The sequence below is a fragment of the Bradyrhizobium sp. SZCCHNR1043 genome, from assembly GCF_032489675.1.
Classification (GTDB): domain Bacteria; phylum Pseudomonadota; class Alphaproteobacteria; order Rhizobiales; family Xanthobacteraceae; genus Bradyrhizobium.
This window is the reverse complement of sequence record NZ_JAUEYN010000001.1, coordinates 303614-319005: the sequence shown is the minus strand read 5'-3', so window position 1 is coordinate 319005 and position 15392 is coordinate 303614. Positions and strand designations below refer to the sequence as shown.

The following is a 15392-nucleotide window of genomic DNA, read 5'->3' as shown; positions in this document are numbered from 1 at the left end:
CCCGCCTCTCCACGCATTCAGTGCCAAAGACGTGGATGGCCGGGTCAAGCCCGGCCATGACGGCGGAGTTCGACCCGGGCATCGTGTCTTACAGCTTGATCCCCAGCCGCGCGGCGGCCTGACCGACATATTTCTGCGTCTGCTCGAATGCGCCCTGCAGCGCCCTCGCCTTCGACATGTCGCTGATCTCGGCAAAATGCGCGGCGATCGCGTCCGGCGTCCATTCCTCCGGCGGCAGGTTGATGCCCTCGCTCTCCAGGATCCTGATCACCGCGAAGGAGCCAGCACCCGCGCCCATGATGGTCCGGGTCGGCGCGTCCTCGCTCAGCAGATACTCCACCGCGGGCGTGATCGATTCCGGCTTCATCAGCTGCAGCGCCTGCGGTGGCAGCAGTTCCTCCGTCATGCGCGTCGCCGCCGTCGGCGAGATGATGTTGACGCGGATGTTGGTCTTGCGGCCCTCCTCCGCCAGCACGTTCATGAGGCCGACCATGCCGGTCTTGGCCGCGCCGTAGTTGGCCTGCCCGAAATTGCCGAACAGGCCCGAGGACGAGGTCGTCAGCACGATGCGGCCGTAATTGCGCTCGCGCATGCCGTTCCACACCGCCTTGCAGCAGTAGAAGCTGCCGACCAGATGCACGTCGAGCACCTTGGCGAAATCCGCCACCTCCATCTTGCCGAACGACTTGTCGCGCAGGATGCCGGCATTGGCGCACATGATGTCGACGCTGCCCCACTCCTTCGTGGCGCGCTCGACCATCGCAGTGACCTGCTCGAAATTCGAGACGTCGGCGCCGTCGGCGATCGCGGTGCCGCCGGCTTTGCGGATCTCCTCGACCACCGTCTCCGCCGCAGTCATCGAGCCGCCGGTGCCGTCGCGCGCGCCACCGAAATCATTGACCACGACCTTGGCGCCGCGGCTCGCCAATCCCAGCGCATGCGCGCGTCCGAGACCATTGCCTGCGCCGGTGACGATGGCGACGCGTCCGTCAAATCTGATTGCCATGTTGCTGTGTCCTAGGTTTTAGGCTCGTCATGCCCGGGCTTGACCCGGGCATCCATCCACTTCGAAAAACTCTCAGTTTTGTTGGATCGCCGGGTCAAGCCCGGCGATGACGAGGGGTGGGTTGGGACGAAGAGAGTTAGCTGAGATAGATCAGTCCGATCCAGTCGGCGACCAGCGCGGGTTTGTCCTCGCCTTCGATCTCGACCGTGACATTGGTGCGCGACTGCAATTCCTTGGGCTTGCGCAGCGTGGCTTCCACCAGCACGAAGCGGCCGCGCACGCGTTTTCCCGATTTCACCGGCGAGATGAAGCGCAGCTTGTCGAAGCCGTAATTGACGCCCATCGCCGTGCCCTCGATCGCCGGCATCACCTCGTAGGACATCACTGACAACAGCGACATCGTCAGGAATCCGTGCGCGATCGTGGTGCCGAACGGCGTCGCCTTGGCTTTCTCCGGATCGACATGGATGAATTGATGATCCTCGATCACATCGGCATAGGTGTCGATGCGCTGTTGATCGAGCACGTGCCACGATGACACGCCGATCTCCTGGCCCACCATGGCCTGATAGGCTGCGAGCGAAATCGGCGGCTTCTTCCAGATCTGGTTCATGCGTTCCTACACCTCGTGCCCGGACGGCCTGGTCTTCAGCTCCGGGAAATCCTCTTCCTTGAACTCCGTGCCGCGCAGATGATCCGTGCGGTCGTCCTCATGCTCCAGCCGGCGCAGCTGCACGCGGCGGATCTTTCCGGAGATCGTCTTCGGCAGCTCGCTCACGAGCTCGAGCCGGCGGATGCGCTTGAACGGCGCCAGCCGCGCCTGAAGATGCACGAAGATCGACAGCGCCGTGGCGCGCGAGCGCTCCGCGCCGGCCGTCAGCAACACATAGGCTTTCGGGATGGCGAGACGGATGGGATCCGGAGACGGCACAACGGCAGCCTCGGCGACGGCCTCATGCTCCAACAGCACGCTTTCCAGCTCGAACGGCGAGATGCGGTAGTCGGACGATTTGAACACGTCGTCGGAGCGACCGACGAAGGTGAGATAGCCGTCGCCGTCCTGGAACACGACGTCACCCGTGCGGTAGCGCGTGCCATCGGCGCCGGACAACTTGCCGTCGTCGCCCTGATAGCCCTGCATCAGGCCGGCCGGACGCTCGCCGGTGAGCGCCAGCGTGATCTCGCCTTCACTGGCGAGATTGCCGTCGATGTCGGCGACCTCGACGCGATAGCCCGGCAGCGGCCGACCCATCGAGCCGATCTTCAGTTTCTGGCCCGGCGAGTTGCCGACGATGGCCGCGGTTTCCGTCTGGCCATAGCCGTCGCGAATCGTCAGCCCCCAGGCGGCACGCACCTGATCGATCACCTCCGGATTGAGCGGCTCGCCGGCGCCGCAGGCCTCGCGCAACGAGACCTTGAAGTCGGCGAGGTGCTCCTGGATGAACAGCCGCCACACCGTGGGTGGCGCGCACAGCGTCGTGACGCCGCAGCGTTTGATGATCGCGAGCAGCCCCTTGGCGTCGAAGCGCGGCTGATTGACCACGAATACCGTGGCGCCGGCATTCCAGGGCGAGAAGAAGCAGCTCCAGGCATGCTTGGCCCAGCCCGGCGAGGAGATGTTGAGGTGTACGTCGCCCGGCTGCAGGCCGAGCCAGTACATGGTCGAGAGATGGCCGACCGGATAGCTGCGATGGCTGTGCCGCACCAGCTTCGGCTTGGCCGTGGTGCCCGAGGTGAAATAGAGCAGCATCGGATCATCCGGCTGCGTCGGCCCATCCGGCGTGAACGCCTCGGCCGCGTCAGCCACCTGCTCGAACGGCAGCCAGCCAGCAGGCGCTGCCGGCGCGCCGACGACGATCCGGACGAGATCATCGGCGCCGAGATCGGCGAACTTCGCAACCTGATCCTGCGCCGCGACCACGGCCTTGGCGCGGCCGCGCTCCAGACGATCGCGCAGCTCGTCGGTCGTCAGCAGCGTGGTCGCGGGGATCACGACGACGCCGAGCTTCATCGCCGCCAGCATCGTCTCCCACAGCGGAACGACGTTGCCGAGCAGCAGCAGCAGATGGTCCCCGCGCTTCAGCCCCTGCGCGCGCAGGAAGTTCGCGACTTGGTTGGAGCGGCGCGACAGCGCCGCGAAGGACAGCTTGGTCTGGCGGTCCTGCGCGGCATCGAAGATCCATAGCGCCGTCCGCTCGCGACTCTCCGGATCAGATGCGAGTTCGGCATCGAACCAGTCGAGCGCCCAGTTGAACGGGACGGGATCGGGCCAGCGAAAACCCTTCACGGCCGCATCGTAGTCGGTGCGATGCGCCAGCAGAAACGCGCGTGCGTCCTTGAATGTCGTCATCAGATGGTCCCGGCGAGCTTGCGGACGTGCTGAATGATCCCTGAAAAGTCGACGCCGCCATGGCCGGCAGCCTCAAATGCCTTATAGATCTCCTGCGCGTGCTGCCCGAGCGGCGTCGCCGCGCCGGCCGCCTTGGCGGCGTCCTGCGACAGCGTGAGGTCCTTCAGCATCAGCGCCGTCGCAAAACCGGGCTTGTAGTCGTTGTTGGCCGGCGAGGCCGGCACCGGGCCCGGCACTGGGCAATAGGATGTCAGCGACCAGCACTGCCCTGACGAGGTCGAGGCGACGTCGAACAGCGCCTGATGCGACAGGCCGAGCTTTTCGCCGAGCGCAAAGGCCTCGCTCACCGCGATCATCGAAATGCCGAGGATCATGTTGTTGCAGATCTTGGCCGCCTGCCCCGCGCCGGCGCCGCCGCAATGGACGATCTTCTTGCCCATCTTCTCCAGGATCGGCTTCGCCGTGGCGAAGGCGCTTTCCTCGCCGCCGCACATGAAGGTGAGCGTTGCGGCCTTGGCGCCGCCGGTGCCCCCGGACACCGGCGCGTCCACGGCGGCGATGCCGTGCTTCGCGGCCAGCGCATGCGCGGCGCGCGCGCTCTCGACGTCGATGGTCGAGGAATCGATGATCAGCGCGCCCTTCGTCATTGCCGGCACGACCTCGGTCCAGACTGCCAGCACATGCTTGCCGGCCGGCAGCATGGTGACGACGGCATCGGCGCTTTTGGCCGCGGCGACGGCGCTGTCGGCGATTTCGGCGCCATCGGCCTTGGCCTGGGCGCGCGAGGTCTCGACCAGATCGAACGCGACCACCTTGTGGCCGGCCTTGACCAGGTTGGCGGCCATTGGTCCGCCCATGTTGCCGAGGCCGATGAATGCGATCGTTGCCATGGTTCGTTCTCTCCCCTCGACCTGATTGCTATTTGCTCTGCGGAAAGGTCAGCTCGTCGGCGCCAATCTCGGCAAGATATGGCGCCAGCATGTCCGGTGTCACCAGATCGACATCAGGCGGCGACCATCTGGGATCGCGGTCCTTGTCGATGATCGCCGCGCGCACGCCCTCGCGGAAATCGTCGCTGCGGAACACTTCGAGCGCCGCACGATACTCACGCACCAAGCATTCCTCCAGGGACGCCGCACCGCGTGCCAGTCGCAGCAGCTTGAGCGTCACGACCATGCCGCGCGGCGACTTCTCCTTCAGCGTCTTCAGCGTCGCCAACGCGAGCTCCGAGCCGTCCGCTCTCAGCGCGGTAAAGATGTCGTGCATGCTGTCATGGGCGAACCACGCGTCGATCTTCGCCTGCTGCGCCGCCACCGGGCCGGCCGTCTCCGACGTCGCGAAGCCGGCGATCAGCCGGTCGATCTCGATCGACAGCGTGCCCGGCCTGACTTTGGTCAGGACCTCGCGCAGCGCCGGCCATTTCTCGGTCGGCACCACGGCATCGGCAAAGCGCGCATGGATCGCATCGGGCCCGTTCATGGTCTGCCCGGTCAGGCCGAAATAGGCGCCGAGTTCGCCAGGCGCGCGCGACAAGAGCCAGGTGCCGCCGACGTCGGGAAAGAAGCCGAGGCCGACTTCCGGCATCGCGAGCTTGGTCTTCTCGGTCACGATGCGGTGACGGCCATGCGCCGATAGTCCGACGCCGCCGCCCATCACCAGCCCGTCCATGTAGGCGACATAGGGTTTTGGGAACGCCCCGATGCGCGCGTTCATGATGTATTCCTGGCGCCAGAACACCTTGCCGAGATCGCCGTTCGTCTTCGAGCTCTCATAGAGCCCGCGGATGTCGCCGCCCGCGCAAAGTCCACGCTCGCCCGCGCCTTCGAGCACGACAATTGCGACGGCCGGATCGCCCTCGAACTGATCCAGCGCGGCATCGATGCCCATCGACATCTCCAGCGTCATCGCGTTGATCGCCTTCGGCCGATTCAGCCGGATGATGCCGGCCGAGCCTTCGCGGCGGATGATCAGGTCGCCTTCGATGACCTCGCTCATCGCGCCGCCTCGATCAGCTTGCGCGACACGATCAGGCGCATGATCTCGTTGGTGCCTTCGAGAATCTGATGCACGCGCAGATCGCGGACGATCTTCTCGATGCCGTATTCGCTCAAATAGCCGTAGCCGCCGTGCAGCTGCAGCGCCTGGTTGGCGACCTCGAAGCCGACATCGGTCCCGAAGCGCTTGGCCATGGCGCACAGCATGGTCGCGTCAGCATCCTTGCGGTCGAGCGCAGCCGCCGCGCGCCAGACGAAGGTGCGCGCCGCCTCCAGCTCGATCGCCATGTCGGCGATGCGAAACTGCAGCGCCTGGAATTCGTCGAGCCGCTTACCGAACGCCTTGCGCTCTTTCGTATAGGCCAGCGTCTTGTCGAGCGCCGCCTGCGCGCCGCCGAGCGAGCAGGCGGCGATGTTGAGACGGCCGCCGTCGAGCCCGGCCATGGCGATCTTGAAGCCGATGCCTTCCTCGCCCAGCCGGTTGGCCACCGGAACCCGCGCATTCTCGAAGATCACCGCGCGGGTCGGCTGCGCGTTCCAGCCCATCTTGCGCTCATTGGCGCCGAACGACACGCCGGGGGTATTGGCATCGATCACGAGGGTCGAGATGCCGCCAGGACCGTCGGCTCCCGTGCGAACCATCGCAACGAGGATATCCGTGGCGCCCGCGCCGGAGATGAACTGCTTCTGGCCGTTGAGGATGTAGTCGTCGCCCTCGCGCACCGCGCGCGTGCGCAGCGCCGCCGCATCGGAGCCCGCGCCCGGCTCGGTCAGGCAGTAGCTCGCGATCAGGTCCATGGCGCAGAGCTTCGGCAGGTAAGCCTGGCGCTGGGCCTCGGTACCGAAGGTGTCGATCATCCACGAGGCCATGTTGTGGATCGAGATGAAAGCCGAGACCGTGGGGCAGCCTGTCGCCAGCGCCTCGAAGATCAGTGCCGCGTCGAGCCGGCTCAGGCCCGAGCCGCCGACATCGTCGCGGATGTAGATGCCGCCCATGCCGAGGCCCGCCGCCTCCCGCATCACATCGACGGGAAAATGCTTCTCCTCGTCCCAGCGCAGCGCATGCGGGGCAATCTTCTCGGCCGCGAAGGCGCGCGCCATGTCGCGCACCGCGATCTGATCCTCGTCGAGAGCGAACTGCATCCGTTCTCCGCGTTTCCTGGTCTTGTTTATTGGTCTTTGCGCTTTCCTCATGCGCCGTCATTGCGAGGAGCCGAAGGCGGCGAAGCAATCCAGACTGCCTCTGCAGAAAGATCCTGGATTGCTTCGCTTCGCTCGCAATGACGAAGGAGAGAGTCCGAACGGACCCGACCTCACTTCATCAGCGGGATCGAGAACTCCGCGCCTTCCTTGACACCGGACGGCCAGCGCGAGGTGACGGTCTTGGTCTTGGTGTAGAAGCGGATCGAATCCGGACCGTGCTGGTTGAGGTCGCCGAAGCCGGACTTCTTCCAGCCGCCGAAGGTGTAGTAGGCGATCGGCACCGGGATCGGCACGTTGATGCCGACCATGCCGACATTGACCTTGGCCGCGAAGTCGCGCGCCGCGTCGCCATCGCGGGTGAAGATCGCGACGCCGTTGCCGTAATCATGCTCCGACGGCAGCGCCAGCGCCTCGGCGTAGTCCTTGGCGCGCACGACCGACAGCACCGGGCCGAAGATCTCCTCCTTGTAGATCCGCATGTCCTTGGTGACGTTGTCGAACAGACACCCGCCCATGTAGAAGCCGTTCTCGTAGCCCTGCATCTTGAAGCCGCGGCCGTCGACGGCGAGCGTCGCGCCTTCCTTGAGGCCAATATCGACATAATTCTTGACGCGCTCGACCGCCTCGCGGGTCACCAGCGGACCGAAATCGGCCGAGGGATCGACCGAGGTGCCGATCTTCAGGCTTTCAACGCGCGGGATCAGCTTCTCCATCAGCCGGTCGGCCGTGGTCTTGCCGACGGGCACGGCGACCGAGACCGCCATGCAGCGCTCGCCGGCCGAGCCGTAGCCGGCGCCGATCAGCGCATCGACCGCCTGGTCGAGATCGGCGTCCGGCATGATGATGGCGTGGTTCTTGGCGCCGCCGAAGCACTGGCAGCGCTTGGCGTGCGCAGCCGCGCGCTCATAGATGTACTGCGCGATCGGCGACGAGCCGACGAAGCCGATCGCCATGATGTCCGGATCCTCGAGGATGGCGTCGACCGCCTCCTTGTCGCCGTTGACGACGTTGAGGATGCCCGCCGGCAGCCCGGCCTCGATCATCAGCTCGGCGAGCTTCATCGGCACGCCCGGATCGCGCTCCGAGGGCTTGAGGATGAAGGCATTGCCGCAGGCGATGGCAGGGGCAAACTTCCACATCGGAATCATCGCCGGGAAATTGAACGGCGTGATGCCGGCAACGACACCGAGCGGCTGGCGCATCGAATAGATGTCGATGCCGGGGCCGGCTCCCTCAGTGTACTCGCCCTTCATCAGGTGCGGAATGCCGCAGGCGAACTCCGCGACCTCCAGGCCGCGCTGGATATCGCCCTTGGCGTCGGGGACGGTCTTACCATGCTCCCGCGCAAGCAGATCGGCGAGCTGGTCATAGTCGCGCTGGACGAGTTCGACGAACTTCATCATCACGCGGGCGCGGCGCTGCGGATTGGTCGCGGCCCAGGCCGGTTGCGCCGCCTTTGCGTTCTCGACAGCGGCACGGAGCTCGGCGCGAGAGGCCAGCGCGACCTTGGCCTGAACGTCGCCGGTCATGGGCTCGAAGACGTCGGCCGTCCGTCCAGACGTGCCCTTGACCTCTTTGCCGCCAATGAAATGACCGATCGAACGCATGGGGTATCCTCCGCAGGGGTAAGCAGTGCCGATTTGGCCGGCATCTTGCAGTCTTTGCGGCGTTTGGGAAGGGTCTAAGCGCTGCCCGGCGCTGCGAAAATGCCGCCCCTTCGCTCGGCCGGCACGATCACGGCAGGCCCTGCAGCGTGGCGCGCTGCGTCCACCATCCGAGCCGCGCGACGGATCAGCGCTTCGCGGCTGCCGCCTTCTTCACGGGCCTTTTCGCGGGCGCCCGCGCAGGGGCCCTCCCCGCCGGCCCGCCGCCGCTGGCGACAGCCAGCGCCACCTCGCGCCCGGAGCTCAGGATTTCGTCTGACAATTCGCCGCTGCCCATGAGTCGCGCCATCACGAGCGTCCCCATCAGCGTCGCGAGCATCGCCGAAGCCCGCCTTCGCGCAGTCTTGGCCGGCACGTCGCTGATGTACTCGGCGAACAGGGCGATCAGCTCTTCCAGCTTCGCAGCAAAGGCCTTGCGGGTCTTTGCGCTCTCGCGGGCGATTTCTGCTCCGAGCGCAGGAACCGCGCAGCCGTGACCGACATCGTCGCGATGAGCCGCGGACAGATAGCCGTCGACGATGGCCGCGAGTCGCTTCTGCGGCGGCAGTTGGTCCAGCAGCTTGCGCCAATGCTCAATCGAACGGTCGATCGCATAACCGAACGCCTCCACGACCAGCGCCTCGCGCGAATCGAAATGCGCATAGAAGCCGCCATGAGTCAGCCCGGCCTCCTTCATCAGGTCGGCAACCCCGACACCGTGAGCACCACGCTCGCGCAGCCGCACCGATGCCTTGCGCACGATCCGCGCGTGGGTTTCCGCCTTGTGTTCCGGAGAGTAACGCATTGCCGTCCCATTGAATGTCTGCGGTCATACAATAACAGTTCTGCGTCCTGCTGACTGCAGCTATTTGATGAATTCGAGTTGATCTAAATCAACTTCGCTGGCCTGATTTATTCCCGGCACACTCTCCCTTGCCCAGGAACCCGACGAGGACAACCATGGACATGCTCAATTCCCACTGCGGCGTGAGTCGTGACGGCCGCGGCGTGGTCCGGCTGACGATCTGCAATGCCGGTCCGCTCAATATTCTCGGTTCGGCGGCGATTCTCGACATAGAAGCCGGCCTGCAATCGCTCGCCGCCGAAGCCGGCATTCGCGTTCTCGTTTTGGCCGGCGAAAGCGGGAAGAGCATGATCGGCGGCGCCGACATCAAGGAGATGGCGACGCTCGATCAGGCTTCAGCGGAAACGTTCATCTCGCGACTTGCCGGGCTCTGCGATGCGGTGCGAAATTTTCCTGCACCCGTGATTGCGCGGATGCCAGGGTGGTGTCTGGGTGGCGGATTGGAGGTCGCAACGGCCTGCGATATCCGTGTCGCGGCACATGATGCCAAGTTCGGCATGCCCGAGGTTCGTGTCGGCATCCCCTCGGTCATTCATGCCGCGCTGCTGCCGCGTCTCATCGGCTGGGGCCGCACGCGCTGGCTGCTGATGACGGCCGAGACGATCGACGCGCCGACGGCGCTCGCCTGGGGCCTTGTCGACGCCGTCGCCGCCGAGGGAGAGCTCGACATCGCGGTCGAAAAGGCCGTGGCATCCCTGCTCGCCTGCGGTCCCGAAGCGCTGCGGACTCAGAAGGCTCTGCTGCGGCAATGGGAGGAGCTGCCGCTGAAGGAGTCCGTCGAGATATCGATCGGCGCCTTCGGACGGTCGTTCCTGACCGACGAGCCGAAACGGCTGATGCAGCAGTTCATCGACCGCAAGCGATAGCAAGTTTCTCCAAGTCTCGTCTCGCGGATCCCGGCAGTGTCGCGCCAACTTCACGACAAGTTCAGCGCGATTGCCGGGGTTTCCTTTTTCGCGATTTCATTATATGATGATTATCATCTTTCTCAAGGGAGAGCCTGTCATGGCCTCGTCCGATCCCGTCGTGATCCTGTCCGCTGCCCGCACTCCACTCGGCCGCTTCATGGGCGAGTTGTCGCCGCTGAGCGCGCACAAGCTCGGTGCGCACGTGATCAAATCCGCGCTCGAACGCGCCGCCGTTTCGCCTGACGCGGTCACGGAGGTTGTCATGGGCAACGTGCTTCCGGCAGGTCAGGGCCAGGCTCCGGCGCGGCAGGCGGCACGGGGCGCCGGCCTGCCCGATGCCACGGGCGCCACCACCATCAACAAGGTCTGCGGCTCTGGAATGAAGGCTACGATGCTGGCGCACGATATCATCCAGGCCGGTTCTGCCGACCTCGTCGTGTCCGGCGGCATGGAAAGCATGAGCAACGCGCCGTATCTGCTGACCAAGGCGCGCGGCGGCTATCGTGCCGGGCACGATCGGATCCTCGATCACATGATGCTGGACGGCCTGGAGGACGCCTATGAGACCGGACGCTCGATGGGCGATTTTGGCGAGGCGACGGCCGAGGCCTATCAGTTCACCCGCGCCGACCAGGATGCCTACGCCGTCGAGACGCTGACGCGTGCGCGCAGGGCGGTCGAGAGCGGCGCGTTCAAGGCCGAGATCGCGCCGATCACGCTCGTCGAGAAATCCGGCGCACGCCTGGTCGTCAATGACGAGCATCCGCTCAAGGTCGATCCGGCGAAGATCCCGGCGCTGAAGCCGGCGTTCCGCAAAGACGGCACTATCACGCCCGCGGCGTCCTCTGCGAACGCGGATGGTGCCGCAGCGCTCGTGCTCGCCAAGCGCTCGCGTGCGGACCGTGACGGGCTGCCCATCATCGCGGAGATCAAGGGCCACGCCACGCACAGCCAGGAGCCGCAATGGTTCACGACCGCGCCGATTCCGGCGATCAGGAAGCTGCTCGACAAGGTCGGCTGGCGGGTGGAGGATGTCGACCTGTTCGAGATCAACGAGGCGTTTGCGATCGTCGCGATGGCCGCGCAGCGCGACCTTGGCATTGCGCGTGACCGGCTGAACGTCAACGGCGGCGCCTGCGCGCTGGGCCATCCCATCGGCGCCACCGGCGCGCGGCTGATCGTGACGCTGCTGCATGCGATGCAGGCCCGTGGACTAAAGCGCGGCGTGGCGTCGCTATGCATCGGCGGCGGCGAGGCGACTGCGATCGCCGTAGAGCGACCTTGATGTCCTGAAACGAGGGAACTTAGCCATTTATGTCGTTGAGGCGCCCTGACAGAATGGGCGCGAAATCCCCATCGAACTGAGAAGCACATGATCTCGAACCGGCTCGCGGCAGCACTCGAACGGCGCAACATCCACTATGGCTGGATCATGGTGGCCGTAACGTTCTTCACGGCCCTGGTATCGGCCGGCACGGTGGGAGCACCCGGCGTGTTCATCGTGCCGCTGCAGCAGGAGTTCGGCTGGAGCACCGCGGAGATCTCCTCGGCACTGTCGATCCGCTTCGTGCTGTTCGGGCTGATGGCCCCCTTCGCCGCCGCCCTGCTCAACCGCTACGGTCTGCGCAACATCACGCTTTTGGCCCAGTTGATCGTCGTGACCGCGCTGCTTTCGTCGTTGGCGATGACCCATGTCTGGCACCTCGTGCTGCTGTGGGGCGTCGTGATCGGCATCGGCACCGGCATGACCGCGCTGGTGCTGGGCGCCACCATCGCGACGCGCTGGTTCGTCGCGCGCCGCGGCCTCGTCGTCGGCATCCTCACCGCCAGCGTCGCCACCGGACAGCTGGTGTTCCTGCCGCTGCTCGCCAGCCTCACCGAGCGGCTCGGCTGGCGCGTCGCGCTCGGGCTCATCTGCGTCATGCTCGGCGTTTCCGCCACCGCCGTGCTGCTGCTGATGCGCGATCGCCCGAGCGATCTCGGCCTGCGTCCCTTCGGCGACAAGGGCACCGACCCGATCGCCGCACCCGCGCCCGTCACCACACCGATCCTCGCCGCCGCGCTCGGCACCCTCCGCGATGCGGCGCGCGCACCGGTGTTCTGGATGCTGTTCGCGACCTTCTTCATCTGTGGCGCCTCGACCAACGGCCTCGTCCAGGTCCATCTGATCCCGATGTGCCTCGACTTCGGCATTCCGCAGGTGCAGGCGGCGAGCCTGCTCGCCGCGATGGGCATGTTCGACTTCGTCGGCACGATCGTCTCGGGGTGGCTGTCGGACCGGTATGACAATCGCTGGCTGTTGTTCTGGTACTACGGCTTGCGCGGGCTCTCGTTGCTGTTCCTTCCGTTCACCGACTTCTCTTTCTATGGCCTGTCGCTGTTCGCGATGTTCTACGGCCTCGACTGGATCGCCACCGTGCCGCCGACGGTGCGGCTGACCGCGCAGCGGTTTGGGGCCGAGCGGGCCAATCTGGTGTTCGGCTGGGTGTTCGCCGGACATCAGCTCGGCGCCGGCACCGCCGCGTTCGGCGCCGGCCTGTCGCGCACTCTGTTGCAGAGCTACCTGCCGGCGTTCTTCACGGCGGGCGCACTGTGCATCGTCGCCGCGCTCCTGGCGCTGGCGATCGCGCGGCAGGCGAAGCCCGCCGCGGCTTAACATCAGCGGCTCACGGCCGAGTCGTCATCGCCGTGGGCGGCCCGGGCGTGCGCAGCGGCTCGGCAAGGCGCGCAAACTCGCACAGCAGCGCGCGCGTCTTGCGCGGGTCGATGATCTCCTCGACCCAGAACTTCTCGGCCGAGCGGAACGGCGAGCGCAGCTTGTTCAGCCGATCCTCGATCTCCTTGAGCTTGGCTTTCGGGTCGGGCGCGGCGTCGATCTCGGCGCGATAGGCCGCCTCGATGCCGCCTTCGAGCGGCAGCGAGCCCCAATAGGCCGACGGCCAGGCGTAGCGGATCGAGAACCGGTCGGCTGGCTGATGCACGACACCGGCGACGCCGAAATTGTTGCGCACGATCACCGTGCACCACGGCACCGTCGACTGATTGACGGCGGCCATCGCGCGCACGCCATGGCGGATGGTTGCCGCCTTCTCCGCCTCGAGCCCGACCATGAAGCCGGGGCAATCCATCAGGTAGACGATCGGCAGATGGAAGGTCTCGGCGAAATCGACCCAGCGGATCACCTTCTGGCAGGCATCCGCGGTCCACGAGCCGCCATAATGATAGGGATCGCTCGCCAGCACCATCACCGCGCGGCCTTCGAGACGCGCGAGGCCGATGATGATCGGACGGCCATAGTTCTGCGTCACCTCAAAGAACGAGCCGTTGTCGACGACGGACTCGATGATCGGCCGCATCTTGTAGACGCGCCGGCGATCCCGCGGCACCGCGCTGATGAGCTGCTCGTCGACGCGCTGCGGGTCATCGGTGCAGGGCAAGGTCGGCGGCAGCTCGTAGACCGACGATGGCAGGTAGGACAGGAAGCGCCGCGCGCAGGCGAACGCCTCCGCCTCGGTGTCCACCGCATGATCGACGCCGCCGGCGCGGGTCTGGATGTCGGCGCCACCGAGCTCCATCTTGCCGAGGTCCTGCCCCAGCCGCTTCACGACCGGCGGGCCGGCGACGAACATCGCCGACTGCTTGGTCATCACCGAGTAGTGGCTCGCCGCGAGCCGCGCCGCGCCTAGCCCTGCGACCGAGCCGAGGCCGAGCGCGACCACGGGCACCAGCGACATGTTCTCGGTCGTGTAGCGGTACCAGCGATTGCCGCCGATGCCGCCAGGCAGGTTGGCCGCGCCCTTGGTCTCGATCGTCTTGACCGAGCCGCCGCCGCCGGAGCCCTCGATGATGCGGATGATGGGCAGACGGAAGTCGTGCGCCATCTCCTCCGCCATCAGCGGCTTGGCGGCGATCGATGCGTCGGCCGAGCCGCCGCGCACGGTGAAGTCATCCCCGACCACGACGACGGTGCGGCCGTCGATGCGGCCGCGCCCGAACACGCAATTGGCGGGCGTCACATGCGTGAGCTCGCCCTGCTCGTCATACTCGCCGATCCCTGAGACCGCGCCGATCTCGTGGAAGCTGCCGGGATCGACGACGCCGTCGATGCGCTCGCGAACGGTGAGGCGGCCCTGGTCGTGCTGACGCTTGACCTTGTCAGGCCCGCCCATCTCCCGCGCGAAGGCCTCGCGCCGGGCCAGTTCCTCGAGCTCCGGCTGCCAACTCATTCGTTCCCCCTGCCCCGGTGATGGTCTTGTTCTTATGGTTGGTCTTCGCGTTCACCTGGAGCGGCTTTCTGTCCATCCGGCTGTTGAAGACGTCGGCTTCCGCGCCCTGCAGCAGCGCGGCGATGCTGCGGCCGAGCTCGCGCATCGGCTGGGCGACCTCGTCGTGCAGCCGCTGCTCGTCGTACATCGCCGACAACAGGCCGATCGTGAGCACGACATAAGTCTGGTATTGCGGCGACCACAGCGGCAGCGCGACGCCATTGATGTGCGGACTCCACAGGCCGCAGGCTACGACGTAGCCATGCTCCTTGAGAAACTGTCTGTTGTGCTCGAGGCGTGGCCGCAGCAGCTTGGCCGCGTCCGGCATCTCGCGCTCCATCTCGGCCAGCAAGGCATCGCCGACCTCCGGCTCGAGCGCGGCGACATAGGCATGACCGGCCGCGGTCGAGGCCATCGAGATGCGGCTGCCCGTGGTCTCATGCAGGCCGAGCGCATTAGCGGCGCGGCCGAACTCCAGATAGACGAGGTGGAAGCGGTCGGGAATGACGAAGCCGACGGTGCCGGGCAACTGCTCGGCGACGTCCTGCAGCCGCTGCCGGATCAGATTGCGCAACTGCAAGCCTCGGGTCATCGACGTGCTCATCGCCACGGCGCTCGGGCCGATGCGGTATTTCTGATCGCGCGGCAGGTAGACCAGCTGGCCCATGCGCGTCAGCGTGTGCGTCAGCCGCGACACCGTCGACCGCGGCAGGCCGCAGCGGTTGGAGATTTCGAGATTGCCGAGCCGCGCCTCGTGCCCCTCGAAACAGCGAAGCACGTCGAACGCCCGCGACACCACCTGAATGACCTCGCCCTCGCCGGCGAGATCTCCGGGCAGCATGCTGCTCCTGCTCAATCGCTCAGACCGTCGTCCCATGCGTTTCCCACCAATTCCGTCATGCGGAATGATATTCCGCTTATTGAACAAGCTAACCCAGCCGTTTTGCCGTCACAACAGTAGACCGTCTCTAAAAGCCGCCATTCTTCAGCGTGTTGGCACAAGACTCGGCATCTCCCCGGCAATCGGCAGCATGGGTCGGAGATGACCACGATCGCCGGTTCCGAAGCGCAGCACTGCGCCGGCAGGCTCCCGCTCAATCGGTGAGCAGCGGCAACATTTGACCAGTGTTGCGACAAGTGTGGGCTGGCTGCGCCCTC

Annotated in this window: 12 protein-coding genes and 1 pseudogene; 3 read left to right on the top strand and 10 right to left on the bottom strand. The window is 65.9% G+C overall.

Annotated features, from left to right (window positions below; all coding sequences use genetic code 11):
• Positions 1-88: 88 nt before the first annotated feature.
• The 8 genes and pseudogenes from QX039_RS01280 to QX039_RS01245 form a co-directional block, all read right to left on the bottom strand.
• Complete coding sequence (locus QX039_RS01280) at positions 89-1006, bottom strand: SDR family NAD(P)-dependent oxidoreductase (RefSeq protein WP_315739162.1); 918 nt, start codon at positions 1004-1006, stop codon at positions 89-91.
• Positions 1007-1142: 136 nt separating this feature from the next.
• On the bottom strand, positions 1143-1619 hold the full coding sequence (locus QX039_RS01275) for a MaoC family dehydratase (RefSeq protein WP_315770924.1): 477 nt from the start codon (positions 1617-1619) through the stop codon (positions 1143-1145).
• 6 nt (positions 1620-1625) lie between these two features.
• On the bottom strand, positions 1626-3356 hold the full coding sequence (locus QX039_RS01270) for an AMP-binding protein (protein ID WP_315770923.1): 1731 nt from the start codon (positions 3354-3356) through the stop codon (positions 1626-1628).
• A pseudogene (gene mmsB / locus QX039_RS01265) lies at positions 3356-4264 on the bottom strand (3-hydroxyisobutyrate dehydrogenase); the annotation flags it as partial. The gene QX039_RS01270 and the pseudogene mmsB, both read right to left, overlap by 1 nt.
• Positions 4265-4274: 10 nt before the next feature.
• Positions 4275-5351 (bottom strand): enoyl-CoA hydratase/isomerase family protein, encoded by a 1077-nt coding sequence (locus tag QX039_RS01260; protein ID WP_315770921.1) that lies wholly within the window; start codon positions 5349-5351, stop codon positions 4275-4277.
• Entirely contained in the window at positions 5348-6493 is a 1146-nt protein-coding gene (locus QX039_RS01255) for an isobutyryl-CoA dehydrogenase (protein ID WP_315770920.1), read from the bottom strand. The genes QX039_RS01260 and QX039_RS01255 overlap by 4 nt, the downstream gene beginning before the upstream one ends.
• 170 nt (positions 6494-6663) lie before the next feature.
• Positions 6664-8160 carry a CoA-acylating methylmalonate-semialdehyde dehydrogenase gene (locus QX039_RS01250; protein WP_315739156.1) on the bottom strand — a complete coding sequence of 499 codons (1497 nt, stop codon included), beginning with the start codon at positions 8158-8160 and terminating at the stop codon, positions 6664-6666.
• Between the two features lie 184 nt (positions 8161-8344).
• Complete coding sequence (locus QX039_RS01245) at positions 8345-9001, bottom strand: TetR/AcrR family transcriptional regulator (protein ID WP_315739155.1); 657 nt, start codon at positions 8999-9001, stop codon at positions 8345-8347.
• A 155-nt stretch (positions 9002-9156) separates the two neighbouring features.
• On the opposite strand from QX039_RS01245, the gene QX039_RS01240 reads away from it, so the two are divergent.
• From QX039_RS01240 to QX039_RS01230, 3 genes are all read left to right on the top strand, one after another.
• Positions 9157-9927 carry an enoyl-CoA hydratase gene (locus QX039_RS01240; protein WP_315739154.1) on the top strand — a complete coding sequence of 257 codons (771 nt, stop codon included), beginning with the start codon at positions 9157-9159 and terminating at the stop codon, positions 9925-9927.
• Positions 9928-10066: 139 nt separating this feature from the next.
• Positions 10067-11254: an acetyl-CoA C-acyltransferase gene (locus QX039_RS01235; RefSeq protein WP_315739153.1), complete on the top strand. Its 1188-nt coding sequence runs from the start codon at positions 10067-10069 to the stop codon at positions 11252-11254.
• Between the two features lie 87 nt (positions 11255-11341).
• The gene (locus tag QX039_RS01230; protein ID WP_315739152.1) at positions 11342-12625 is read left to right on the top strand and encodes an MFS transporter; all 1284 of its coding nucleotides are present in this window, start codon (positions 11342-11344) and stop codon (positions 12623-12625) included.
• A 10-nt stretch (positions 12626-12635) separates the two neighbouring features.
• On the opposite strand, the gene QX039_RS01225 is transcribed toward QX039_RS01230, so the two are convergent.
• Together QX039_RS01225 and QX039_RS01220 are read right to left on the bottom strand one after the other, a co-directional pair.
• The gene (locus QX039_RS01225) at positions 12636-14195 is read right to left on the bottom strand and encodes an acyl-CoA carboxylase subunit beta (protein ID WP_315739151.1); all 1560 of its coding nucleotides are present in this window, start codon (positions 14193-14195) and stop codon (positions 12636-12638) included.
• The gene (locus QX039_RS01220; protein ID WP_315739150.1) at positions 14125-15111 is read right to left on the bottom strand and encodes an IclR family transcriptional regulator; all 987 of its coding nucleotides are present in this window, start codon (positions 15109-15111) and stop codon (positions 14125-14127) included. Before QX039_RS01220 ends, QX039_RS01225 begins: the two co-directional genes overlap by 71 nt.
• Positions 15112-15392 lie beyond the last annotated feature (281 nt).

Bases quoted from the DNA above. Each gene is read 5' to 3' on its own strand.
- QX039_RS01280 (WP_315739162.1), bottom strand. From the start codon at position 1,006: ATGGCAATCAGATTTGACGGACGCGTCGCCATCGTCACCGGCGCAGGC.
- QX039_RS01275 (WP_315770924.1), bottom strand. From the start codon at position 1,619: ATGAACCAGATCTGGAAGAAGCCGCCGATTTCGCTCGCAGCCTATCAG.
- QX039_RS01270 (WP_315770923.1), bottom strand. From the start codon at position 3,356: ATGACGACATTCAAGGACGCACGCGCGTTTCTGCTGGCGCATCGCACC.
- QX039_RS01260 (WP_315770921.1), bottom strand. From the start codon at position 5,351: ATGAGCGAGGTCATCGAAGGCGACCTGATCATCCGCCGCGAAGGCTCG.
- QX039_RS01255 (WP_315770920.1), bottom strand. From the start codon at position 6,493: ATGCAGTTCGCTCTCGACGAGGATCAGATCGCGGTGCGCGACATGGCG.
- QX039_RS01250 (WP_315739156.1), bottom strand. From the start codon at position 8,160: ATGCGTTCGATCGGTCATTTCATTGGCGGCAAAGAGGTCAAGGGCACG.
- QX039_RS01245 (WP_315739155.1), bottom strand. From the start codon at position 9,001: ATGCGTTACTCTCCGGAACACAAGGCGGAAACCCACGCGCGGATCGTG.
- QX039_RS01240 (WP_315739154.1), top strand. From the start codon at position 9,157: ATGGACATGCTCAATTCCCACTGCGGCGTGAGTCGTGACGGCCGCGGC.
- QX039_RS01235 (WP_315739153.1), top strand. From the start codon at position 10,067: ATGGCCTCGTCCGATCCCGTCGTGATCCTGTCCGCTGCCCGCACTCCA.
- QX039_RS01230 (WP_315739152.1), top strand. From the start codon at position 11,342: ATGATCTCGAACCGGCTCGCGGCAGCACTCGAACGGCGCAACATCCAC.
- QX039_RS01225 (WP_315739151.1), bottom strand. From the start codon at position 14,195: ATGAGTTGGCAGCCGGAGCTCGAGGAACTGGCCCGGCGCGAGGCCTTC.
- QX039_RS01220 (WP_315739150.1), bottom strand. From the start codon at position 15,111: ATGGGACGACGGTCTGAGCGATTGAGCAGGAGCAGCATGCTGCCCGGA.